This is a genomic window from Mesorhizobium sp. M7A.F.Ca.US.005.03.2.1, from assembly GCF_003997795.1.
GTDB lineage: Bacteria > Pseudomonadota > Alphaproteobacteria > Rhizobiales > Rhizobiaceae > Mesorhizobium > Mesorhizobium ciceri.
On sequence record NZ_RZRP01000840.1, the window covers coordinates 1 to 2,709 of the forward strand.

Sequence of the window (2,709 nt, forward strand, 5' to 3'; positions counted from 1 at the left end):
TATCTCCGGCAGCTTCCCGGCCTGGCCCGATGTCATCCTGATCGACGGTGGCCAGGGCCAGATGACCGCGGTGCGCAAGATCCTCGCCGATCTCGGCATCGAGGATCGCGTGGTTGCCATCGGCATCGCCAAGGGCCAGGACCGCGATGCCGGCCGCGAGCGGTTCTTCGTCAAAGGCAGGGACTCGTTTTCGCTACCGGTCCGCGACCCCGTGCTCTATTTCGTCCAGCGGCTGCGCGATGAGGTTCACCGTTTCGCGATCGGCTCGCATCGGGCTCGCCGCAAGAAGGAAATGGTCAAGAGCCCACTGGATGAGATCAGCGGCATCGGTCCCGGCCGCAAGCGGGCATTGCTGCTGGCATTCGGCACCGCCAAGGCGGTCAGCCGCGCGGCCATCGAGGATCTGCGGAAAGTCGACGGGATTTCCGAGCAGGTGGCGAAACTGGTCTACAATCACTTCCACGAGAGTTGAAAAATCTGGCACTTTCATCTGGCCTGTCGAATCTGGCCTGTTGACCCCCCACATTCGCTTCTGATTTGAGTAGGCAGGCAGAAAGAGTTTCCCGGATATGGCCAAGCGCGCGTTCAACCTGCCCAACATGCTCACCTACGCCCGCATCGTCGCGGTGCCGATGGTGGTGCTGTGCTTTTTTCTCGAAGGACATCTGAAGTCGAGCGACTTTGCCCGCTGGTCGGCGCTGATCATCTTCCTGCTCGCCTCGATCACCGATTATCTGGATGGCTATCTGGCGCGCGCCTGGCAACAAACCTCCAACATCGGCAAGATGCTCGACCCGATCGCTGACAAGCTGCTGGTCGCCACCTGCCTGCTGCTGCTGGCTGCGGACACCGATCGCCATGCGGGCATTGCCGGCTGGTCGTTGTGGGCGGCGATCATCATCCTGTGCCGCGAAATCCTCGTCTCGGGCCTGCGCGAATATCTGGCGGCGCTGAAAGTCTCGGTGCCGGTGACGCAGCTGGCAAAATGGAAGACCGCCATCCAGATGGTCGCCATAGCGTTCCTCTTGGCCGGACCAGCCGGCGACAAGATCTTTCCGCTGACCACCCAGACCGGGCTGGTGCTGCTGTGGATCGCGGCGTTGGTCACGCTCTACACCGGCTACGACTATTTCCGCGCCGGCCTCAAGCACATCATGGACGAGTGAGATGACGACCCGGCTCATCTATTTTGCCTGGGTGCGCGAGCGCATCGGCATGCCCGAGGAAGACGTCGACTTGCCGGCTGGCATCGAGACGGTCGCCGATCTCCTGCGCTGGCTGAAATCGCGCGGCGAGGGCTACGAGCACGCGCTGCAATATCCCGACGTGATCCGCGTCGCCATCAACCAGGAGCATGTCGAGCACCGCGAGAAGATCGCGGGCGCCCGCGAAATCGCGCTGTTCCCGCCGATGACCGGGGGCTGACATGACCGGCGCGGTCTTACCTGTCGTGCGCATTCAGCGCCAAGATTTTGACGTCGCGGCCGAGATCGCCAGACTGACGCTAGGCCGCGCCGATATCGGCGCCGTGGTGAGCTTCTCAGGCCTTTGCCGCGACGAGCAGGGCGCGCTCTCAGCGCTCGAGCTCGAACACTATCCCGGTATGGCCGAAGCAGAAATCGCCCGCATCGCTGCTGAAGCGGTCGAGCGTTGGCCGTTGCAGGGGCTCACCGCCATCCACCGCCACGGGAAGATCGCGCCCGGCGAGAACATCGTGCTGGTGGTGGCAGCCTCCGCGCACCGCCATGCGGCGTTCGAGGCGGCGAATTTTCTCATGGACTATCTCAAATCGCGCGCGCCCTTCTGGAAGAAGGAGCATCGGGCTGACGGTTCGGAGGGTGGCTGGGTCGAGGCCAAGGAAGCCGATGCAACGGCCGCGCAACGCTGGAAAGCGTCCGAATAAGATCGCCGCAGCCATGCATTGACCGCAATCCTTTGGCCAATTGGCGGAATTGGTCAGCCTGGGCATTGGCAGCCCGGGGCATTGGCAGCCCAGGGCATTGGCAGCCCGGGGTGAGGGAGATAGTCATGCTGGACAGGATCGCGGAGTTCTTCATCTTCGGTTTCGTGCCTCTGGTCGTCGGCATATTGGCCGTTCCTGAGCAGTCTGTTGCCGCCGAAAAGGCAGTGAGAGGCGAAGTGATCTATCGCGAGCGCATTGCCTTGCCGCCCAGTGCCGTGCTCTCCGTGCAACTTGCCGATGTGTCGCTGGCCGATGCGCCGGCCACCATTATCGGCGAGCAGAAAGTAAAGCCGACCGGCCAGGTGCCGATCAGCTTCGAGATCAAATTCGACCCTTCCGTCATCCGGTCGCAGATGACTTACGCGTTGCAAGCCCGCATCACCGTCGACGACAAGCTCCTGTTCATCTCCGATATGCGCCACCAGGTCGATCCGCTGACCGACGTGCCGCAGACCATCATGCTGAAGATGGTCGCCCCGAACGCCGAGCCGACGGTTTCGGTCGTCGACCAGCTCTGGCTGGTCGACTATGTCGACGGCATCGGCGTCAGCGCTGCCCCGCAAGCGACATTCAGGGTCAGCGAGGCCGGCAAGGCGGGCGGCAGCGGCCCCTGCAACACCTATTTCGCCACCGCCAAGGTCAATGGGCAAACGATCGTGATCGGAGACATCGGTTCGACCTACAAGGCCTGTGCGCCAGAGGTGATGGCCGAGGAAAAGGAGAAGTTGGAGGAGAAGGAAAAGGCG

At 62.6% G+C, this 2,709-nt stretch carries 5 protein-coding genes; all 5 read left to right on the plus strand.

Annotation, left to right across the window (positions count from 1 at the left end; genetic code table 11):
* Positions 1-472 (plus strand): helix-hairpin-helix domain-containing protein (locus EN991_RS31215; RefSeq protein WP_245461125.1); only part of this gene is annotated, 472 nt, incomplete at its 5' end.
* Positions 473-569: 97 nt separating this feature from the next.
* Positions 570-1,166: a CDP-diacylglycerol--glycerol-3-phosphate 3-phosphatidyltransferase gene (gene pgsA, locus EN991_RS31220; protein ID WP_013532480.1), complete on the plus strand. Its 597-nt coding sequence runs from the start codon at positions 570-572 to the stop codon at positions 1,164-1,166.
* Between the two features lies 1 nt (position 1,167).
* Positions 1,168-1,425, plus strand: a complete 258-nt coding sequence (moaD, locus tag EN991_RS31225) for a molybdopterin converting factor subunit 1 (protein WP_013532479.1) — start codon at positions 1,168-1,170, stop codon at positions 1,423-1,425.
* A gap of 1 nt (position 1,426) precedes the next feature.
* Positions 1,427-1,903 (plus strand): molybdenum cofactor biosynthesis protein MoaE, encoded by a 477-nt coding sequence (locus EN991_RS31230; RefSeq protein WP_063171808.1) that lies wholly within the window; start codon positions 1,427-1,429, stop codon positions 1,901-1,903.
* Between the two features lie 125 nt (positions 1,904-2,028).
* Positions 2,029-2,709: YbaY family lipoprotein (locus tag EN991_RS31235; RefSeq protein WP_127370193.1), on the plus strand; the 681-nt coding region annotated here is incomplete at its 3' end.